Genomic DNA, 17,427 nt, shown 5'->3' on the forward strand with positions numbered 1-17,427 from the left:
ATGCTGAAGAACTATCTCACCATCGCGCTTCGCACTCTCCGCCGCCGCAGGGGCTACGCGGCGCTCAACGTCGCCGGCCTCGCCCTCGGCCTCGCCGGCTGCCTCCTGATCGGGCTGTTCGTCCGGCACGAGCTGGCCTACGACCGCCACCACGAGGACGCTGACCGCGTCTACCGCGTCGTGCAGCACACGAACGCCGAGCAGACCGAGGGCACGGCGTGGGTCGGCGGGGCGATGGGGAACGCGCTCCGGGCAGACTTCCTGCAGATCGAGGCGCTCGCCCGGCTCGTCCGCTCGGACGTGCTGGTTGAGGTCGGCGAGGACGAGGCGAAGCGGACGTTTGAGAGGGATCGGCTGGTCTACGCCGATCCGTCGGTGTTCGACGTGCTCACGTTTCCGCTCGTGGCAGGCAGCGCGGACGCGCTCGGGACGCCGGACCAGGTCTTCCTGACGCAGACCGCAGCCCGGCGATACTTCGGACAGGCCGACCCCGTCGGCGAGACCGTCACGACGGGCGGGCGGACGCTCACCGTGGCGGGCGTGCTCGAAGACCCGCCGGCGACGACGCACCTCGCCTTCGACCTGATGACCTCGCTTGACACCTTCAAGCTCGCGTACTGGGGCACGACGGACGGCGAGTTCCAGAGTTATTGGTGGCCGAGGGCGCACACCTACGTCAAGCTGCGCGAGGGCGCGTCGGCGGCGGCCATCGACGCGGAGATGCCGGCGTTCATCGCCCGCCACCGCGACCCGGCCGAGGCCGAGCAGTACGTCCCGGCGCTCCAGCCCCTTGCCGACATCCACCTCCGCTCCAGCCTCGGCGGCGAGTGGCAGCCCGGCGGGAGCGCGGCGACGGTCGCCGTCTTCGCCCTCGTCGCGCTGTTCGTGCTGCTCTTGGCGTGCGTCAACTTCATGAACCTCGCCACGGCGCGGGCGACGGAGCGGGCGCGCGAGGTCGGGGTACGGAAGACGCTTGGCGCGCGGCGCGAGCAGCTGGTCTGGCAGTTCTTCGGCGAGTCGCTGCTGCTGAGCGGGATCGCGCTCGCGGTGGCGGTCGCGGTGGCGGTCCTGCTGCTGCCGTTCTTCGCCGACCTCGCTGGGCGAGACCTGGCCTTCCGCCTCGGCGACGGGGCCCTGTGGGCGTGGGTCCTCGGGGTGACGCTCGTGACGGGCCTGCTGGCCGGGAGCTACCCGGCGCTCTACCTCTCGCGGTTCCGGCCGGCCCGGGTGCTCGCGGGCGGCAAGAGCGGCGGGCGCGGCGCGGCGCGGCTGCGGCAGGGCCTCGTGCTTTTCCAGTTCACGCTCTCCGTCGCCCTCGTCGCCGCGACGGCGATCGCGTGGCAGCAGCTCCAGTACCTCCAGCAGGCCGACCTCGGCTTCGACGAGGACCACGTCGTCGTGATCCAGCGCAAAGGGGCCGACCTCGACGTGCTCACCGAGCGGCTGCGCCAGGAGCCGAGTGTGGTCGCCGTCACGACGGCCGAGCGGGCACCGGGCTTCGGGTTCGGCGACAGCCCCGGCGTCGAGCGCCCGCCCTACACGCCCATCGAGCGGCTCGACGACAACGCCGGACGGACGCGGCACCAGTCGGTGGGCACCGGCTACTTCGAGCTCTTCGGCGTGGATCTCGTCGCAGGCCGGATGCTGACCGACGCGCCGGCCGACATAGGCACGGCCGTGGAGCGCGAGGAGAACTTTGGCAACTCCGCCTTCGACGGGCGCGCCTTCGTGGTGAACGAGGCGTTCGCTGAGGCGCAGGGGTGGAGGCCGGAGGAGGCGCTCGGGCAGGAGCTTCGGATGTTCTACTACGAGAACGGCAACACCTACATGGACCACCGGGGCCGCGTCGTCGGCGTGGTCGAGGACTTCCACGCGGCGTCGTTCCAGTACGAGATCACGCCGTCCATCTTCAGCCCCGACCGCTTCCCCGACGCGGAGGGCGGCTCAGGCCTCTCGGCTGCGCGGTACGCCTTCGCGAAGGTGCGCCCCGGCGATGCCGCCGCGACGATGGCTGCGCTCGGCGAGGCGTTCGCCGCCGTGCAGCCGGAGCGCGCCTTCGAGGCCGCCTTCCTCGACGACAACCTCGACGCCCGCTACCGCTCCGAGCAGCGGACGGGGACGATCCTCGGAGCCTTCGCCGTCTTCGGCCTCGTGATCGCGTGCCTCGGGCTCTTCGGGCTGGCGACGTACGCCGCCGAGCGGCGGACGAAGGAGGTCGGCATCCGCAAGACGCTCGGCGCGAGCGTGCCCGGCCTCGTCGCGCTCCTCTCGCGCGACTTCCTCGCCCTCGTCGCCCTCGCGTCGGTGCTGGCCGCGCCGCTGGCGTACGTCGCTATGCAGCGCTGGCTCGACGGGTTCGCCTACCGGATCGAGCCGGGGCCGGTGCTGTTCCTCGCCGTCGCTGCCGGGGCGCTCGCGGTTGCCCTTCTCACCGTCGCCGGGCAAGCCTTCCGCGCCGCCTCGGCCGACCCCGTCCAGTCGCTTCGCCACGAGTGAGGGCGCAGCATGCTGCGCCCCTACGCAATGCTATCGATATGCTGAAGAACTACCTCACCGTCGCCCTCCGCACGCTGCGCCGCCGCCGAGGCTACGCGTTTCTGAACATAGCCGGACTCACCTTCGGGCTTGCCGGTGTGACGCTCATCGCGGCGTTTCTCCACCACGAGCGCTCGTTCGACCAGCACCTCCCACACGCTGAGGACCTCTACCGCCTCAACTCTAACTACCGCGCGAGTTGGTATTCGACGATCGGGTTCGAGGGGTTCTCCAGAGCAGAGTGGGACGAGCAGCGGCAGTTCAGCGCAGAGCTGCAGGTGATCCCGGCGGTCGAACAGGCGGCCACGGTGTACCTCGAAACGCGCGAGCGGTTCGTGGAGGCGAGCGGCGAGCAGTTTGCTGAAGGTGCCGTACTCTTCGCCGCCACGGGGCCTGCGTTCCTCGACCTCTTCGGGCCGGCGTTCCTCGCGGGCGACCCGGTGACAGCGCTCGACCGACCCCGCACGGCGCTCCTCACCGAGGTCACGGCGCGGCGCTACTTCGGCGACGACTCGGCGATCGGCCAGACCATCCGGCGCGACTCGACCGAGTACGAGGTAACGGGCGTGATCGCCGAACCACCGGCGACACAGCACCTCCGCTACGATCTCGTTCTCCACGACCGAATTCCTTCATGGGGTGCCTACACGTACCTCCGCCTTACGCCCGGCACCGATCCCGCTGCCGTGGTGCCGCTCGTGACGGCGGCCTTTTACCGAACGCGCCCTGACCGCGCCGACGATCCGTTGCACGCTGGCGAGCGGCTCCAGCCTGTCACGAGCATCCACCTCGCCGAGCCAACGCTCTACGAAGCCGAGCCGCCGGGCGATCCGCGCTACCTCCGGCTCTTCGCCGTGATCGCTGCGCTCCTGCTCGTCGTGACGTGCACGAACTACATGAACCTCGCAGCGGCGCTCTACGAGGGGCGCGGGCGCGAGATTGGCGTACGGAAGGCAATGGGGGCGCAGCGGGAGAGCGTGGCCGGTCAGTTCCTCGCCGAGGGTGCGCTGACAGCGCTCGTGTGCTTCCCGCTCGTGCTCGGCCTCGCGCTCGCAACGCTCCCGGCGTTCAACACGCTCATGGGCGTCGAGATTAGTCCCCTGGCGCTGGTGCAGCCAGGTTTTCTCCCCGACCTCGTGGGCCTCGTAGTTGCAACCGGTCTCGTTGGGGCGAGCTATCCGGCGCTGGTGCTATCCGGGCACCGCGCGGCCGAGCTGTTCCGTGGCTCCGTCGCACGGCGGCTCGGCGGCGTCCGGCTGCGGCAAGCACTCGTCGTGGCGCAGTTCGCGCTCCTCATCGGACTTGCGGGTACGGCCGTCGTGATCCACCAGCAGGTCGTGTTCATGGCGGAGAAGGACCTTGGGTTCGAGCGCGAAGGCGTGGTCGCGCTCCAAGGCGTGCCGGGTGTCGAGGCCTACCAGCGGCTCCGCGCCGAGTTGGAGCGCGTTCCGAGCGTTCGCGCCGTCGGCACGGGTCCGCTCCCCGGCCCCGGCTTCAACCGTATTACCTACCGTGCCGACACAAGCGATGTGGTCTACGACGACGCGAACAGTACGGGCGCGGATCTCGGTTACTTCGGCGCGCTCGGTATCGACGCGCCTGCCCTCGGCGCGTTCGGGGCGGACGGTCGAGAGCAGCTGTTCTTCATCAACGAGACGGCTGCAGAGCGCCTCGGCTATGCGAACCCCGTAGGCCGCGACGTGATCACCGAGCCCGAGGCAGAAAACGGCGTAGGCCGCTACGGCTACCCTGAAACGATTGCTGGCGTACTTCCAGACTGGCACCTCTTCCCGCTCCGCGAAGAGGTCCGCCCGCTCTTCGTTGTCGTCCGCCGCGAGGCCACATGGGCGGCGAGCGCCGTTGTCCGCGTCGAAACGGCGGCGCTTGCCGAGACGATGGACGATCTGAGCACGGTGTGGGCCGAGGCGGTCCCGGACCGTCCGTTCGCACCGACGTTCGTGGACGAGTCTCTCGCGTCGCTCTACGAGCAGGAGCGGCGAGCGGGCGCGTTCAGCGCTGTCCTCACCGGTCTCGCCGCGCTCGTCGCGGTGCTCGGGCTCATTGGCCTTGCTTCGTTCATGGCGGCGCGGCGGCGGAAGGAGCTCGGCGTGCGGAAGGTTCTCGGCGCGCGTACGGACCAGCTCGTCACACTCCTCACCCGCGAGCTCGCCGTCCTCGTCGGCGTGGCCTTCGTGGTCGCCGTGCCGGCGGCGTGGGTACTCGTCGAGCGGTGGCTGGAGGGCTTCGCCTACCGGATCGAGGTGAGCCCGGTCGGCTTCGCCGCCGTCGGCGCGGTCGTGCTTGGGGTCGCACTCGTCACCGTCGCCGGGCAGGCCTTCCGCGCTGCCACGGCCAACCCCGTCCAGTCGCTTCGCCACGAGTGAGGGCGCAGCATGCTGCGCCCCTACGCAATGCTATCGATATGCTGAAGAACTACCTCATCGTCGCCCTCCGCACGCTGCGCAAGCGGCCGGGCTACACGCTCCTCAACGTCGGCGGCCTCGGCCTCGGGCTGGCGTGCTGCTTCCTGATCGTGCTCTTCCTCCAGCACGAGCGCAGCGTCGACCGCTTCCACGAACACGCCGACCGGATTGTCCGGCTCACGTACGCGGACGCGGAGGGACGCTATGCCAACACGGCGGCGGGCTTTGCGCCCCTCGTCGCGGCGTCGTTCCCGGAGGTCGAGCAGGCGGTCCGGCTCGAAAACTACCGCGGCCCGTTCGTCCGGCTCCCCGGCGGTGCGGTGCGCAAGCTCAGCGGCCTCGCCCTCGCCGACTCGGGCTTCTTCCAGACCTTCTCGTTCGACCTCCTCCAGGGCGACCCCGCGACGGTGCTCGGCGAGCCGTACGGCCTCGTCCTCACCGAGAGCATGGCCGAGGCGTTCTTCGGCGAGACGAACCCGGTCGGGCAGGCGCTCCAGTACGACGCGCACACGCTGACGGTGACCGGCGTGATGGCCGACGTGCCGGCCAACTCCAGCTTCACCTTCAACGCCGTCGGCTCGTTTCTGCTGCTGGAGGCGATCGTGGGCGAGGGGGCGCTGACCGACTTCTCGAACTACAACTTCAGCACCTACCTCCTGCTGCAGCCCGGCGTGGACCGCGCCGCCCTCGACGCGAAGATGACCACGGCCATGCGCGAGCAGGCCTTCGGCGAGCCGGAGGGTGAGGCCGCGATGGGCTATGCGGTCGCGCTCCAGCCGCTGGCCGACATCTACTTCAACACAGGCCTGACGTACGACTTCTCCAACGCGCACCGCGACGCGTCGTACCTCTGGACGTTCGGCGCGGTGGGCCTGCTGATCCTGCTGATCGCGTGCGTCAACTTCATGAACCTGGCCACGGCGCGCGCCGGCCAGCGCGCCCGCGAGGTCGGCGTGCGCAAGGCCGTCGGGGCCTACCGGCGGCAACTCGCCGGGCAGTTCCTCGGCGAGTCGGTGCTGCTGAGCGGGCTGGCGATCGTCCTCGCCGTGGCGCTGGCGAGCGTGGCGCTGCCGTTCTTCAGCGAAGCCATCGGTGCCACCGTGACGTTCGACCCGGGGCAGGTCTGGACGGTGCTGCTGCTGGTCGGGATCGGGCTGGGCGCAGGACTGGTGGCGGGGAGCTACCCGGCGCTCTACCTGTCCGCGTTCCGACCGGCGCGCGTGCTCAAGGGCGAGACCGGCCCGCGCGGCGGCGCGCTCTGGCTGCGCAAAGGACTGATCGTGTTCCAGTTTGCGATCTCGGCCTTTCTGCTCGTCGCCACGCTGACGATCTACGACCAGCTCCGGTTCATGCAGAGCCGCGACCTCGGGTTCGAGAAGGAGCAGGTGCTCTTCGTCCGGCCGCCGGCACCGGTCTGGGACACCTTCGACGCCTTCGCCCAAGAACTCCAGGCCAGCCCGAGGGTGATGCATGTGGCGAAGGCGGGGGGCCTGCCGGGCCGCGTGGGGACGACCCGGGGCTACCACTGGCCCGGCCAGGCCGGCGAAGGCGAGCAGGGCGAGGGCTTCGCCACCGCGCCTGCCGGTCCCGGCTACCTGGACGTGTTCGGGATCGACCTGGTCGCCGGGCGCGGCTTCTCAGACGACGTCCCGAGCGATACGCTCGACGCGTACATCCTCAACGAGACCGCGCTCGCAACGCTCGGCTTGACGCCGGAGGAGGCTGTCGGCGCGCCGTTCCGGGCGTGGGAACGGCCGGTGGGCCAGATCATCGGGGTGGTCGAGGACTTCCACTTCCAGTCGCTCCACGAGGAGGTCGAGCCGCTCGTGCTGAACTATATCCCGTGGTTCAGCTACGCCGCGATGCGGGTGGGGCCCGCCGACCTGCCCGCGACGCTCAACCACGTCCGCGCCACCTGGGAGACCTTCGCGCCGGGCTACGCCTTCGACTACACCTTCCTCGACGAGGACTTCGACCGGCTCTACCGGGCCGAGGCGCGACTCGGCCAGCTGTTCGGGTTCTTCGCCGGCGTCGCCGTCTTCATCGCGTGCCTCGGGCTGCTCGGCCTCGCGGCGTACGCGGCGGCGCGGCGGCGCAAGGAAATCGGCGTGCGGAAGGTCCTCGGCGCGAGCGCCGGCCAGATCGCCACGCTCCTCGCCGGAGACTTCGTCCGCCTCGTCCTCGCCGGGCTCGGGATCGCCGTGCCGCTGGCGTGGCTCGGGATGGGCCGCTGGCTGGAGGGCTTCGCCTACCGGGTCGAACTGGGGCCGGGCGTCTTCCTCCTCGCCGGCGGGATCGCGCTCGCGGTCGCGCTCCTGACCGTCAGCACGCAGGCCCTCCGCGCCGCCACCGCCAACCCCGTCCAATCGCTCCGCAACGAGTAGGGGCAACCGACCGGTTGCCCCCACGAGACGCTATCGCCATGCTGACGAGCTATCTCAGAACTGCCCTCCGCTTCTTCCGCCGCCAGAAGGGCTACACGGCACTCAACGTCCTCGGCCTCGCGGTCGGGCTGGCATGTGCGTTTTTTATCCTGCTCTGGATGCAGGATGAGCTGCGCACCGACCGCTTCCACGCCGGCGGGGACCGGCTCTACATCGTCAAGCGGCACATGGCCCTGCCCGGCGCGCCCGTTCTGACCGGGAGCGCCGTCACGAAGCCCGTCGCGGACGTGCTCGAAGCAGACTTCCCGGAGGTCGAGTACGCTGAACGGACGACGTGGCCGCGGGACGCGGTCCTCGCGCATGGCGAGGTGGCGCTCCGCGACGAAGGCCTCTGGGCCGACAGTTCGTTCTTCGAGATGTTCTCGTTTCCCCTCCTGGCGGGCGACCCAGCGACGGCCCTCGACCGGCCCGACGGGATCGTACTCTCCGAGCGCGCCGCGTCGGTGCTCTTCCCGGACCGGTCGCCGGACGGGGTCATCGGCCAGACGGTCCGCGTGGACGACCGGCGAGACTTCCAGGTCACCGGCGTCGCCGCCGAAGTCCCGGCCTACTCGTCGCTCCAGTTCGACTGGGTGCTCCCGAGCCGGGACTACTACGAGCGCAACGCGTGGGTCGACCACTGGGGCAACAGCGGCCTGCAACTCCACGTCCGCCTCACGCCAGGGGCCGACCGCGACGCCGTGAACGCGAAGATCGAACGCATCATCCCAGACAACTTCGAGGGGGGCGAAGGCAACACGCTTTTCCTCCAGCCCTTTGGCGAACAGCACCTGTACAACCAGTTCGAGGACGGAGAGCAGGCAGGTGGGCGGATCGAGTACGTCCGCATCTTCGGGGTAGTCGCGCTGTTCCTCCTCCTGATCGCGTGCATCAACTTCACCAACCTGGCGACCGCACGCTCGGCGCAGCGGGCGCGGGAGATCGGGGTGCGGAAGACGCTCGGCGCGTCGCGCGGCAAGCTCGTCGGGCAGTTTCTCGCCGAGGCCGTGCTGACCGCCCTCGGCGCGCTCGCCCTGGCGGCGGCAGTCGTGGCGGTGCTCTTGCCGCTCTTCAGCGAGGTCGCCGGCAAAGAGGTCACGCTCGGGTCGGTCGGGACCGGGATGTGGCTGGGGTTCGTCGGTCTTGCCGTTGGGGCGGGGCTGCTGGCGGGCGCGTACCCGGCGCTCGTGCTCTCGGGCTTCGACCCGGCGGGGGTGCTGCGCGGCAGCGGCGGTACCACGCACGGCAGTGCCCTGCTCCGCAAGAGCCTCGTCGTCTTCCAGTTCGCCGCGTCGATTCTGCTGATCGTCGGCACGTTCGTGGTCTACCAGCAGATCGACTTCATCCAGACCAAGAACCTGGGCCTCGACCGCGCCAACGTGGTCTCGATGCGGCTCGAAGGCGGGGCGCACGAGCAGTACGACGCCTTCCGCCGCGAACTCCTCGCCCGGCCTGGCATCGTCAGCGTGTCGGTCTCCAACTCGGAGCCGTTCCGCATCGGCTCCTCCACGACCGACCCCGAGTGGGACGGCAAGGCCCCCGAGAGCAAGCCGCTCTTCCACGTCCTCCAGACGCACTACGGCTTCCCCGAGACGATGCGGATGGAGATGGCGGCGGGCCGGACCTTCTCCCGGTCCTTCGGCGCGGACTCGGCCAACTTCGTCGTCAACGAGGCGGCTGCGCGGGTGATGGGGATGGAGACGCCCGTCGGCGAACGCCTGTCGATGTGGGGGCGCGACGGCCAGATCGTCGGCCTCGTGAAGGACTTCCACATGGCCTCGCTCTACGACCCCATCGAGCCGACGATCCTCCTGCTCGACCAGAGCCTGGAGAACCTTCAGCTCCTCGCGGTGCGGACAGCGCCGGGCCAGACCGAGGAGGCCATCGCTGCGCTCCGCGAGACCTTCGCCGCGTTCAGCCCGGGCGTCCCGTTCGACTACGCGTTCATGGACGCCACCTACGGCGAGATGTACGAGAGCGAGCAGCGGATCGGGACGCTCGCCAACCTCTTCGCAGCCGTGGCAGCGTTCATCGCGTGCCTCGGGCTGTTCGGCCTCGCGGCGTACGCGGCGGAGCGGCGGCGCAAGGAGGTCGGCGTGCGCAAGGTCCTCGGCGCGAGCGTGGCGAACCTCGTCGGGCTGCTGTCGCGGGAGTTCGTGGCGCTCGTGCTCGTGGCGTGCCTCGTGGCGCTGCCGCTCGCCTGGCTCGGTGCCCGGGCGTGGCTCTCCGACTTCACCTTCCACGTCGACCTCGGCGCGTGGCCGTTTGTCTTCGCCGGGACGGCGGCGCTCGTGCTCGCCGCGCTCACGGTCGGCGTGCAGGCCTACCGCGCCGCGGCGGCGGACCCCGTCCGAGCGCTCCGCAACGAATAGGTCCTGGTCCCCCGTACTACCTCTGTTTCCTCAACTGTGGTGGCGTTCATGCATGCGCTGTCGATCCTCTCGTTCATCCTGGTTGCTTCGTGCAGCGCTGCTCAGGCGCAGACCGATGGCCTGAACATGGTCGCTACCCTCGACGAGACCGTGCGCGAGGAGATGGCGGCCACCCATCTGCCCGGTGCGGCGGTGGTCATCGTCCGCGAGGGGCAGACCGTTTTCAAACGGGGCTACGGGCTAGCCGACATCGAGTCGGGGACTCCCGTTGATCCCGACCGGACCCTATTCCGCATCGGCTCAATCACGAAGGCACTGACGGCGCTGGCTGTCACGCGCTTGGCCGACCAGGGCCGGATTGGCCTCGACGACGACGCGTCGATCTACTTCGACGGGCTGATGCGCAACGCGGGCGGGACTGCTCATCCTGTCACCGTGCGTAACCTCATCACGCACACAGGCGGCTTCGATCAGATCGGCGGCCCCGACCGGCACGTCTACCGCTTTGAACTCCCGCTGGAGGCCCGCAAGGCGCTCCGCCCAAGCCTCGCCGAGTACCTCGCAGGCGATAAGCTGCGCCGCGTGACACCGCCCGGCCAGCGCTTCCGGTACGACACCTACGGTATCACGCTCGCCGGACTCGTCGCCGCGCGAGCCACCGGCCTCCCCTACGCCGAGACGATGCAACAGGAGCTGTTCGCACCTGCCGGGATGGAGCGCTCGTTCGTCGAGGTGGATGACGCTCATCGTCCCGACCTCGCGCTGGGCTACGGATGGATCGACGGCGCGTACGTCGCCCAGCCCTACGAGGTCTACGTGACGACGCCCGCCTCGTCCGTCGACGCGACACCTGCCGACATGGGGCGGCTGCTGGAAGCCCTGACCGGCGGCGGTGCGAACGCGCACGGACGGCTGTTCAGCGAGGCCGCCGCCGCAGCCGTCCTCGCCCCGCAGTTCCGCCCCCACTCACGCTTTCCCGGTATCTCGCACGGGCTCCGAGAGTCGTCGATGCGCGACTCGCCGGCGGACGGCGCGCAGCCACGCACACTCGGGCACGGCGGAGGCATGCTTGGCTACTGGGCGTCGCTCACGGTCTATCCCGAGTCCCGCACCGGGGTCTTCATCGTCACCAACCGACATCCCGAGGCGGGCGGCGGCCCGGTCACACTTGGCGACCGCATCAACGCGCTCGTGGCCGAGACCATGGTAGCGCCGCCGTCGCCCACGCTGCCTGCGCTGCGGGACGGATCGGTGGACCTGGCACCGTACCTCGGTAGCTATGCGTACGGCGTCCACTGCCGGACGTGCACCGCAGTCGAGTTTGCCCAAGGCGCGTGGCCCCGCTCGAACCCCGTGGAGGTGGCCGAAGCGGAGGGCGGTCTGCGGATTCGGGACGAGGTGTATCTGCCGACGACCGAAGCCGATGTGCTCGTCGAGCGCGACGGCAGGCGCGAGGTGTTCTTCGGGCGAGGCGACGACGGAAACGTCGGGTTCTTCGTCTACTCGACGAGCCCGGACACCTTCGACCGGATCGTGGAGTAGCTCCGCCCGGGCCGAGGCGGTGCAGCCGCCTCTTTTCACGGCACGCTCGGTGGAAGGCCCGACCCTTCGCCGGGAGATGACGGCGGATGACCCGGGCTGTGATGCGCGCTGCCGCCCAACCGCTGTGCGCCAGCGCACACCCGCCCCAGAGACATATGTAGGTTAGTGCAGCCATACTGCACCGCTTGGCCCGTGGCGCGGGCGCGGCATGTCGCTTGTGCAGTCCGAGCCGAACCCAGTCCCTTCTCCCATGCTGAAGAACCTCTTCACCGTCGCCTTCCGCAGCCTCCGCCGCCGCCCTGGCTACGCCGGGCTGAACGTCGCCGGGCTGGCCGTCGGGCTGGCGTGCTGCCTGCTGATCGCGCTCTACGTCCGCGACGAACTCAGCTACGACCGCTACCACGAGCACGCCGACCGGATCGTGCGCATGGGCGTGGACTTCGTCGTCGAGGGCGAGGTGCGGCCGAACGTCTCGACGCAGGGCCTGCTCGCGCCCGCGATGGTGGCCGACCTGCCGGAGGTCGAGCACGCCGTCCGGCTCTCGGGGACGACGCAGATTTTCCAGATCGAGGGCGAGCTCTTCCAGGAAGAGTCCCTCGTCCTCGCCGACTCGGCGCTCTTCGACGTGTTCACGCTGCCGCTCCGCTACGGCGACCCGGCGACGGCGCTCCGCGAGCCGGGCAGCTTCGTCCCCTCAGTGCCGCTGGCCGAGCGGCTCTTCGGGACGGCCGACGCCGTCGGGCGAACGGTCGAGACGGCGCGGCAGACGCTTACGGTGACGGGCGTGATGGAGGCGATGCCCGAGCAGTCGCACGACCGCTTCGAGGGCGCGGTTGCGCTCGCCGGGGTGCCGGACCCGGGCTGGTGGTACCAGAACTGGTTCTCGGTCAACTTCCTCACCTACGCCCTCCTGCGCGACGGCACCGACCTCGACGCCTTCCGCGCCAAGCTGCCCGCCTTCCTGGAGGCCCGGGCGGGCGAGGAGATGGCAGCCATGGGGCAGGGCCTCGTCCTCCACGCCGAGGCGCTGCCGGACGTGTACCTGCGCTCGGACCGAGGCGACCCGGCGGCGCGCGGGAGCCTCGCCGCGCTCTACATCTTCGGGGCCGTCGCGCTCTTCGTCCTCCTGATCGCGTGTGTCAACTTCACCAACCTCGCGACGGCGCGGAGCGTAGAGCGCGCCCGCGAGGTCGGGGTGCGGAAGACGCTCGGCGCGCCGCGCTCGGCGCTGGCCGCACAGTTCCTCGCCGAGGCGGTCCTGCTGAGCGCTCTCGCGCTCGGCGTGGCGCTCGTCTTGGTGCAGGTCGCGCTGCCGGGCTTCAACGCGCTCGCCGGCAAGACACTTCGCCTGACCGACCTCGGGCCGGGGCTGGCCCTCGCCGCCGCGCTCGCGCTTGGCGTGGGGCTGCTCGCGGGGGCGTACCCGGCGTTCGTGCTCTCCGGCTTCCGCCCGGCCCGCGTGCTGAAGGGCCGGTTCGCGGGCGGGCGCGAGGGGACCGTGCTGCGGCAGGGCCTCGTCGTCCTCCAGTTCGGCATCTCGGTCGCGCTCATCGCGGGGACGGCCGTCGTCTTCAGCCAGCTTCGCTACATGCAGGACCGCGACCTCGGCTTCGACCCGGGGAGCGAGGACGCCGGCGAGCTCCTCATGGCCCGCTTCGGCAGCCTCGACGACGCCGGCATCGAGCGGCTCAAGACGCGCTTCGAGGCGCACCCGGCGGTGAGCGGCGTGACGTCGGCCATCACCGCGCCCACGGCAGGCAACCCGAGCGCGGGTGGCGAGATCGAGCGGCCCGAGGGCGGGATGCGCGACTTCACCGTGGACGCCTACCTCGTGGACCCCGACTTCGTGGAGGTCTACGGGATGGAGATCGTCGCCGGCCGTGCGCCGGGGGCGGAGGCGACGAGCGACTCGCTGGCGGGCTACGTCCTCAACGAGACGGCAGTGCGCGAGGCGGGCTACGCCTCGCCGAATGCCGTGCTCGGGCGCGAGGCCCGGTTCTGGGGCTACGAGGGCGAGGTCGTCGGCGTCGTGCGCGACTTCCACACGAGCGGGCTTCAGGCTCCGGTCGAGCCGCTCGCCCTCGTCGCCCTCGACGCGTACCACAGCATGCTGACCGTCCGCGTCCGCACCGAGGCCCTGCCGCAGACCCTCGCGGAACTGGGCGATCTCTGGGCCGAGACCGTCCCGTCGCGGCCGTTCGACTACGCGTTCGTAGACGAGGCGTTCGGCGCGCAGTACGAGGCCGAGCGGCGGTTCGGGCGGCTCTTCGGCGTCCTCGCCGGGCTGGCGATCTTCATCGCGTGCCTCGGGCTGTTCGGCCTCGCGGCCTACGCGACGGCGCAGCGGAAGAAAGAGATCGGCATCCGGAAGGTGCTCGGCGCGAGTGTCGGCAGCGTCGTCGTGCTACTCTCGAAAGACGTGGTCAAGCTCGTCGCCGTCGCGTTCGCGGTCGCAGCCCCGGTGGCCTACCTCGCGATGGACCGCTGGCTGGACACCTTCGCCTACCGCACTGGAATCGGGCCGGGCGTCTTCCTGCTTGCCGGCACCCTCGCGCTCGTGATCGCCCTGGGGACGGTCAGCACGCAGGCGCTCCGGGCGGCCAGCGTGGATCCGGTCGAGGCGCTGCGTTCCGAGTAGCCCCGATGGGTGCGTTTGGTCTGACCCTTTCCGGGCAAGCGGCTCTAGGAGACACCCGACCCGGTGCGCAGATTGGAAGGGCTACCTTCCTCCCGGCTCACGCTCCACCCATGCCCCCACTCCATCGCCCGATGCTGCACGTCGCACGCTGGCTCCTCATCTTCCTCGGCCTCGGCCTGCTGCACCTCGCCCATGCCCAGTCCGTCAGGGTCGAGATTGACATGGCAGACGAAGCTGTTACGCCCGATGCCGTCGTGGGCGTCCGGGGCGACACGGCCCCGCTCTCGTGGGCCCACGCGCTGCCCCTCACCGACGACGATGCTGACGGGGTCTACACCGCAGCCATCGACTTTCCCGGCGGCACCGAGTCGGTCAGCTACAAGGTAGTGATCGAAGCGCCCGACGCCGAGGTCCGGTGGGAGCGCGGAAGCAACCGGCTGCTGCTGCCTGGCCGGATGACGGCGGACCGACGCGCCTTCGACGACCCGCAGGCCGGCCTGCCCGTCCCGATGCTGTCTCGGGGTGAACTCCGCGACGACCTCGCCGTCCTCCGCGAGGGCCTGTACGCGCTGCATCCCGGCCTGACGCTCCACAACACCGCAGGCGACCTCGCCCGCACCTTCGACCGGCTGGACGAGACCGCCGACGCACTCGGCACGCAGTACGGCGATGCGATCCCGATGCCTGCCGTCTACCTCGCCGTAGCGCGCGCGGTGGCGGCCCTGCGCGACGGGCATACGCAGGTCAGCATGTACAACCAGCAGCCGCTCACCGAAGCCGCGCTCTACCACCGCCCCGACCGCGTGCCGTTCACGTTCCGGCTCGTCGGCGACCGGATGATCGTGACGGGCGATGCCACCCCGGGCCGCGTGCTCCCGCCGGGGACCGAGGTTCTGACGTTAGACGGACGCTCTGTGCCCGAGGTCATCGGCGCGCTGCTGCCGTTCGCCTCGGGCGATGGCCTTCGGAACGACGACCGCCGCTTCCGCCTCCACCTGCGGGACCTGCTCGCCCCGGCCGAGCGCTTCGACGTGATCTACAGCCTCGTCTTCGAACCCGAGGGCGACCTGTCGCTCACGGTGCGGCGGCCCGACGGAAGCGCGCGGGATCTCGCCGTTCCTCGCACGACGCAGGGCGCACGACGCGAGGTGCTGTGGACCCGCGACGCGTCGCTACCCCGATCGCGCGGCGACATGCTGCGGTTCAAGATGCGGGACGACGGCACCGCCTACCTCAAGGTCGGCAGCTTCGCCACGTTCTCGATGGAGCGTGATTACGGCGCGTGGCTGACCGATGCCTTTCGGCAGATGAACGCCGACGGAGCCGAGCGCCTGGTAGTCGACCTGCGCGGTACCGCCGGGGGGATGGACGCGGCGGCGGCCCTCTTGCTTCGGCACCTCCTCACCGAGCCCGCGACGGTTACCCTGTGGAACAACTCGACGGCCTACCGCCGGGTACCCGACGCCGTGCGCCCGCACGTCCGCTCGTGGTCGGAAGGTTTCTACGACCTCTCGGAGCAGGTCACGCCCGTCGGCGACGGTACGTTTCGGCTGCCGAGCCGTCCGCCCGTCACCCTGTCGCCCGCTGCCGCCACCTTTCGTGGCCCGACGGCCGTGCTGATCGACGCGGCCGCGTCGTCGGCCACGTTCTACCTCGCCAAGCAAATCAAAGAGGCCGGCGCGGCGCTCCTCGTGGGTCAGGAGACGGGCGGGAGCCTGAAAGGCCTCAACGCCGGGCAGATGGCGTTCCTGACACTACCCCATTCGGGAGTCTCGGTGGACATACCGCTCTTCGCCTCGCGGCCGCCCACACCTGGACCGGACCGAGGCATCATTCCCGACGTCGTAGTGGTGCCAGACGCCGAGGCGGTCATCGCCGGTCGGGACCCCGACCTCGAAGCGGCCTTGGCCTGGCTTCGTGCGAACTGACGCCTATGGCTGGCCGGACCGACGCTCCTATCATCGACCTCGTCACGGCGGGCTTTGCGCCATCGGCACCTCCGGACGCACCGATCTATCACCGGCTGCGCGACCACCTGCGCGACTTGATCCGCCGCGAGCACCTCCACCCAGGGGCTCGCCTTCCGTCCTCTCGCGTGCTCGCGCAGGACCTCGGAGTGTCTCGAACGACGGTCGAGCTGGCCTACGACGAACTCGTGGACGAGGGCTTCGTCGAGCGGCGGCGGGGGTCGGGCACCTACGTCGTCGAGCTGATCCCCGCACGCCCGCGACCTCTCGCCGAGGTCTCTCGCTCGAGCGGCAGCGCGGCCACCGGGCCACCCGCACTCTCGGCCGCAGGACAGCGTCTCGCTTCGGTCCACCGGTTCCGGGATGACCCGGCCGCACCGGCAGGCTTCGCCCCGTGCCTGCCGGGCGAAGACGCTTTCCCTATCGCTGCGTGGAACCAGCTGGTCGTCGACACGCTCCACGAGCGGGGGCGCCGTCTCCAGCGCTCGACGCCGCTCCTGGGGGACTACGCGCTGCGCACCGCGCTGGCCGACCACCTCGCCCGCACGCGGCGCGTCCAGTGCGACGCCGGCCGCGTCCTCATCCTGTCGAGCACGCAGCAGGCGCTCGGCCTCTTGGCCCGTCTGCTCCTCGACGCCGGCGACGCGATGTGGCTGGAGGAACCGGGGTACCTCGGGGCACGCGCCGTGTTCGAGGCCTCCGGTGCTCGCGTCGTCCCGGTTCCGGTGGACGCGGACGGGCTGGCCGTCGAAGCCGGGATCGAGGCGGCCCCCGAGGCGCGGCTGGCGTACGTCACCCCGTCGCACCAGTATCCGACCGGCGTGACGCTCTCGGCGGCGCGGCGCGTGGCGCTGCTCGGCTGGGCACGCACCGCCGGGCGCTGGGTCATCGAGGACGACTACGACAGCGAGTTCCGGCACGTCGGCGGGCCCCTGGCTCCGCTCCAGAGCTCCGACCGTGAGGGCCGGGTGGTCTACGTCGGCACGTTCAACAAGGTGCTCTTCCCCGGTCTCCGGCTGGCCTACGCCGTGCTGCCGGACGCGCTCGTGGGGCCGGCCGAGCGGGCCGTCGAGACGTTCGGCGGTCAGCCGTCGTCCATCGTGCAAGCGGCGGCGGCGACCTTCGTGGCCCAGGGGCACTTTGCAGCCCACCTCCGCCGCACGCGCGACCTCTACCGGACGCGGCGCAACGCCCTCCTCGACGCCGCCGGCGAAGGCCTCGGTGAGGTCCTCGAGATGGGTCCGTCGGACACGGGCCTGCACGTCTGCGCCCGGCTCGAACGGGGCGTGTCAGACCTCGATATCTCGGCCCGAGCGGCGGCGGCCGGGCTGCACGTCCCGCCGCTCTCGCCCTGCTACCTCGGCGCCGCGGCAGAGCCGGGTCTCATCCTGGGCTATGCCGGGGTGGACGAGCGCACGCTGCGCCGGGGCGTCACGCAACTCACCGACCTGCTGCGCGAGGCATAACCCCAAGTGGTCCGCCTTTTCGGGACCGATTGGCCCTAGGAGGCCGGGCGTCCGCTGGCGA

At 70.6% G+C, this 17,427-nt stretch carries 8 protein-coding genes; all 8 read left to right on the forward strand.

All coding sequences use genetic code 11. From position 1 onward, the window contains the following. The 8 genes from AAGI91_04150 to AAGI91_04185 all read left to right on the forward strand — a co-directional run bounded on the left by AAGI91_04150 (window position 1) and on the right by AAGI91_04185 (window position 17,366). Window positions 1–2,496: an ABC transporter permease gene (locus AAGI91_04150; GenBank protein MEM1041801.1), complete on the forward strand. Its 2,496-nt coding sequence runs from the start codon at window positions 1–3 to the stop codon at window positions 2,494–2,496. Window positions 2,497–2,534: 38 nt separating this feature from the next. Then, the gene (locus tag AAGI91_04155; GenBank protein MEM1041802.1) at window positions 2,535–4,919 is read left to right on the forward strand and encodes an FtsX-like permease family protein; all 2,385 of its coding nucleotides are present in this window, start codon (window positions 2,535–2,537) and stop codon (window positions 4,917–4,919) included. A gap of 38 nt (window positions 4,920–4,957) precedes the next feature. Next, entirely contained in the window at window positions 4,958–7,342 is a 2,385-nt protein-coding gene (locus tag AAGI91_04160; protein ID MEM1041803.1) for an ABC transporter permease, read from the forward strand. Between the two features lie 38 nt (window positions 7,343–7,380). Then, the gene (locus tag AAGI91_04165) at window positions 7,381–9,753 is read left to right on the forward strand and encodes an ABC transporter permease (protein MEM1041804.1); all 2,373 of its coding nucleotides are present in this window, start codon (window positions 7,381–7,383) and stop codon (window positions 9,751–9,753) included. Window positions 9,754–9,801: 48 nt separating this feature from the next. After that, on the forward strand, window positions 9,802–11,295 hold the full coding sequence (locus AAGI91_04170; GenBank protein MEM1041805.1) for a serine hydrolase domain-containing protein: 1,494 nt from the start codon (window positions 9,802–9,804) through the stop codon (window positions 11,293–11,295). 250 nt (window positions 11,296–11,545) lie between these two features. After that, window positions 11,546–13,933, forward strand: coding sequence for an ABC transporter permease (locus AAGI91_04175; GenBank protein ID MEM1041806.1), 2,388 nt, complete (start codon window positions 11,546–11,548; stop codon window positions 13,931–13,933). A 110-nt stretch (window positions 13,934–14,043) separates the two neighbouring features. Beyond that, entirely contained in the window at window positions 14,044–15,861 is a 1,818-nt protein-coding gene (locus tag AAGI91_04180) for a S41 family peptidase (protein MEM1041807.1), read from the forward strand. Window positions 15,862–15,866: 5 nt separating this feature from the next. After that, entirely contained in the window at window positions 15,867–17,366 is a 1,500-nt protein-coding gene (locus AAGI91_04185; protein MEM1041808.1) for a PLP-dependent aminotransferase family protein, read from the forward strand. Window positions 17,367–17,427: the final 61 nt, after the last annotated feature.

The sequence above is a fragment of the Bacteroidota bacterium genome (genome assembly GCA_038746285.1).
Lineage (GTDB): Bacteria > Bacteroidota > Rhodothermia > Rhodothermales > JANQRZ01 > JANQRZ01.